Below are 4,222 nucleotides of genomic sequence, written 5' to 3' on the forward strand. Positions count from 1 at the left end.
CGCGGTCGACGACGACGAGCTGGCGGAGATCGTGAACCGCGTGAAGGAGCTTGGCGAACGCGGCAAGCGCGTCACCGACGCCGACCTGCTGGCGATCACCGAGGACGTGCAGGGGCGCGAGCACGACCGCTACGTCGAGCTGATCGACCTGTCGGCCATGTCGGGCGGGAACCTCCCGACCGCCTCCGTGCGACTCCGCGTCGGGGAGGACGAGCGCGTCGCCTCCGGCACCGGTGCCGGCCCCGTCGACGCCGGCCTGAAGGCCGTGCGCGCGGCGCTCGCGGGCGAAGACGAGACCGCAGACGACGCCGGCGGCGCGGACGACGATCCCGCCTCGGGCGTCGCCTTCGAGCTCGACTCCTACCACGTCGACGCGATCACGGGCGGTACCGACGCGGTGGTCACCGTCGAGGTCGACCTCTCGCGGGGCGACCGTTCGGTGAGCGTCTCGACGTCCGACGCGACATCACCCGCGCGAGCGTCGTCGCGATGGTAGACGGGCTCGACCGGCTGCTCGCGGCCGAGGCGGACGCGGCGGGCACCGAGCCGAGCGCGGTCGCCGACGACTGACCCGGGCGCCGTCGTCCTCCGGGGTTCGGGCGGGAGACCGATCGGATCGAGGTTACGGACCCGCCTCCCTCTCCCTTTGCACCCGTTCGTAGAGGTAGCCGGCGGTCGCCCCCGCGGGGAGCGTCAGCCAGAAGGTGAGGAGGAACGCGACGATTCCGACGAGGACTCCCCCGCCGACCGATCCGACCACCGTCTCGCCCGGAGAGAGTCCGAGGGCAGGGCTCCGCGGCCACGCGAGCGCCGCGATGACGCCGAGCGCCCGCCGGTTCGCTCCCGGGAGTCTCCCGGGACCGTATCGCCGACAGAGGTGCTCGATCCGAGCGATCCGCGATGGTCCTACGTCGGGTGTTCGATCCGGCGCAGCATATATTCCCGCTCCCCGGGAGGACCGACTCCGCCGTCCGGTCGGTGCTGGACGCCAAGTCCCGCGCCGTCTCACCGCTCGCCGCGGATCCAGACGTAGTCGCACTCGTCCAACAGGAACGTCACGCCACCGTCCTCGACGTGGTATCCCCCGTCGCCGACCACGTGCTCGACAGCGTCGGGGTCGACGTCGAGCTCGACGACCTCCTCGCGGTAGCCGTCGGCGAGGTTGTGCGCACAGAGGAGGACCGCCCCCGCGTGGTCGAACCGGTGGACGCGAGTCTCCTTGTGGTCGGCCTCGGGCACGGCGTAGTCGCCGCGGCCGATCTCGGGACAGGACTGCCGGGCGGCGACGAGGTCACGCACCCGGGAGAGCAGGGAGTCCGGATTTTCTCGCTGGGCGGCGACGTTGATCCGATCGTAGGCGTACTCGCCCTCGTCGATCACGGGAGTGTAACACTCGTCGGGGTCGGCCGTCGAGAACCCGCCGTTCCGCGTGTCGTCCCACTGCATCGGGGTGCGGACCGCCTCGCGCTCGGGGAGCGAGAGATCGGCACCCATCCCGATCTCGTCGCCGGACTGGAGCGCGACCGAGCCGGGCAGCGCGAAGAGCAGCGCGTGCGCGACCGCGATCCGGTCGTGGTCGCCCGCGTAGAGGTCCGCGAGCCGGAGGCGGTGGCCCCGCTCGAAGATCCACGAGTCGCCGGCGTCGTCGCCGAAGTACTCGCGGGCGTGTGCGAACGCCTCCTCGGGCAGCTTCAGGAGGTTCCACTCGTCGTGGTTTCGCAGGAAGTTGACCCAGGTACCGCTCTCGGAGACGGCGGGGACGAGCTCCTCGGCACGGTGGATCGGCCAGGTGTCTTTCACACCGACGGCGTACGTGAGGTGCGAGTTCATCACGAAGTTGAACTGGAGGTGGAACGCCTCGCCGCCGCCGAAGTAGTAGTCGAGGTTCTCGGGCTCGTCGTCCGCCTCCGCGAGCAACACCGCGTCCGACTGCTCCGCCTCGACGACCCGACGCATCTGCTTGAACAGGTCGATCGGCTCGTCGAGATCGGTGTCTTCGAGCGTCGTCGCGTCGTGGCCCTTCGCCAGCAGCATGGGGTGGGCGGCGTCGATCCGGAAACCGTCGGCGCCCCGGTCGAGCCAGAACCGGAGCACGTCGTACAGCTCCTCGCGAACCGCGGGGTTCGCGACGTTGAGGTCGGGCTGGTGGCCGTAGAACTGGTGGAAGTAGTGCTTGCCGGCGACCTCGTCGTACGACCAGACGCCGTCCTCGTACTCCGGGAAGATGTTCTGGCGGTCGTGAGCCTCGTCGACGTGGCTCGTCCAGAGGTAGTAGTCGTGGTACTCCGAGTGCGGGTCCTCGCGGGCGCGCTGGAACCACTCGTGTTCGATCGACGTGTGGTTGAACACGAGGTCGGTGAGCACGCGGATGCCGCGGTCGTGGGCCGCCTCGGCGAACGCGCGGAAGTCGTCGAGGCTCCCCAGCCGGTCGTCGACCGCGTAGTAGTCGGCCACGTCGTAGCCGTTGTCCCGCAGCGGGCTCGGGTAGAACGGCCGGATCCAGACGCGTCGACGCCGAGATCGTCGAGGTACGGGAGCCGCGAACGCGCGCCGCGGAAGTCACCCCACCCGTCCCCGTCGCTGTCGTCGAAGGTCTTGACGTCGAACGAGTAGATCGTCGCGTCCTCGTGCCAGTCCGGATCGGTCATGGCTCGCGTTACGGACCCGGGAGCCTGGTGTCTTGCGATCCGTCGTCTCGGCGGCGGCGTCTGACGAGGGTTTTAATCCAGCGCGCTCCAACTCGCCGCCCGTGAGCGTCGTCGTCGCGGTGAAACCCTCCGCTCGCAAGCGAAACGCGAAGGTAGGCCGGCTCGTCTTCGAGGACGGCACGCGGCACGCCTTCGAGAGCCGCGCGGCCGCCGAGCGCTGGGCCGACGACCTCTCGACGGGCGACGGCCACGTGTGGGTCGCGAGCGCGCACCCCCGCGACGACGGCGAGGCCGACTGTTACCTCGTCTCGCGGGCGACGAACGCGAAGCTGGAGGCGGCCTACGACAAGCGCCGCCGCCGGCTCCGCGGCGACCCCGCGCCGGAACAGGAGTCGCTCGGCGGCGAGCCGTAGCTCCGCCCGCCCCGGATCGTCCGCGCCGAACCCACCACCGCTCAGTCCGCGACGTCGGGCGTCGGCGGCTCGCCGCCGAGCCGGTCACGGTCGTGCGGCGCCGCGAGGTCGACGTCCGGTCCCCGCGCGATGATCCCCGACGGGGTCACGTCCGGGTGCGTGGTGTAGTAGTGCTCCTCGATGTGGTCCATGTTCACCGTCTCGGCCACGCCCGGCGTCTGGTAGAGGTCACGGAGGTACGGCCACAGGTGCTCGTACTGGTGGACGAACCGCTTGTCGCACATGAAGTGCGTGTGGTACACCTGGTCGAAGCGGACCAGCGTGGTGAACATGCAGATATCCGCCTCGGTGAGCGAGTCGCCGACGAGGTATCGCTGGTCCGCGAGGTGGTCGTTCCAGCGGTCGAGCGCGCCGAACAGGTCGTCGATCGCCTCGTCGTAGGCGTCCTGGGATTTGGCGAACCCGGCGCGGTAGACGCCGTTGTTGATCGGCTCGTAGATCTCGGCGATGACTTCGTCGACGTCCCCGACGGTCGCCGCGTCGTCCTCGCCGGGGAGCAACGAGGCGCCGTTCCCGAGGTCGTCGAACGCGGTCGAGAGCATCCGGAGCACCTCCCTGGACTCGTTGTTGACGATGGTCTCCTCCTCGGTGTCCCACAGGACGGGCACCGTCACCCGACAGGTGGCGTCGGGGTCGGCCTCGACGTACAGTTCGCGGAGGTAGTCGCTGTCGTGGAGGTGGTCGCGGGTACAGCCCTCCTTCTCCGGCGTGAACTGCCAGCCGTCCTCGCCGCGCCACGGGTCGACGACCGAGACGCCGATGGCGTCCTCCAGGCCGAGCAGCGACCGCGCGAGCAGCGTGCGGTGGGCCCACGGACACGCGTACGAGACGTACAGGTGGTACCGGCCCGCCTCCGGTTGGAACCGGTCGTCCGGTTCGGCGTCGACGTGGTCCGGGACCGCGCTGCCGGCGATCCAGTTTCGGAACGTCGTCTCGTCTCGCTCGAAGGCGCCGTCGTCGTTCGTCGCCTCGTAGGCGTCCGTTCGCCACTCGCCGTCGACGAGCTGGTTCATGTCGCATGAAAGGGGCTCGACGCGTATAACGTGGCCGGGGACACGGGCGTCACCGGCCGTGCTCTCGCCGAGTTCGCGGTCGTCCCGC

At 70.0% G+C, this 4,222-nt stretch carries 4 protein-coding genes and 1 pseudogene; 2 read left to right on the forward strand and 3 right to left on the reverse strand.

The features are described from left to right. Positions 1-570, forward strand: a pseudogene (locus tag GJ633_RS14555) (alpha-isopropylmalate synthase regulatory domain-containing protein); the annotation flags it as partial. 52 nt (positions 571-622) lie between these two features. Here the strand turns inward: GJ633_RS14555 and GJ633_RS14560 are convergent. Then, a complete protein-coding gene (locus tag GJ633_RS14560; RefSeq protein WP_156589387.1) occupies positions 623-760 on the reverse strand; it encodes a hypothetical protein in 138 nt (45 codons plus the stop codon). A gap of 245 nt (positions 761-1,005) precedes the next feature. Then, positions 1,006-2,454, reverse strand: coding sequence for an alpha-amylase family glycosyl hydrolase (locus tag GJ633_RS14565; protein WP_321169108.1), 1,449 nt, complete (start codon positions 2,452-2,454; stop codon positions 1,006-1,008). A 295-nt stretch (positions 2,455-2,749) separates the two neighbouring features. Between GJ633_RS14565 and GJ633_RS14570 the strand changes: the two genes are divergently transcribed. Further along, entirely contained in the window at positions 2,750-3,061 is a 312-nt protein-coding gene (locus GJ633_RS14570; RefSeq protein ID WP_321169109.1) for a hypothetical protein, read from the forward strand. 41 nt (positions 3,062-3,102) lie between these two features. Here the strand turns inward: GJ633_RS14570 and GJ633_RS14575 are convergent, their stop codons facing one another. Then, positions 3,103-4,134, reverse strand: a complete 1,032-nt coding sequence (locus tag GJ633_RS14575) for a glutathione S-transferase family protein (protein ID WP_156589388.1) — start codon at positions 4,132-4,134, stop codon at positions 3,103-3,105. Positions 4,135-4,222 lie beyond the last annotated feature (88 nt).

Origin of the sequence: Halorubrum sp. CBA1125, from assembly GCF_009742825.1 — an archaeon.
GTDB lineage: Archaea > Halobacteriota > Halobacteria > Halobacteriales > Haloferacaceae > Halorubrum.

Bases quoted from the DNA above. Each gene is read 5' to 3' on its own strand.
- GJ633_RS14575 (WP_156589388.1), bottom strand. From the start codon at position 4,134: ATGAACCAGCTCGTCGACGGCGAGTGGCGAACGGACGCCTACGAGGCG.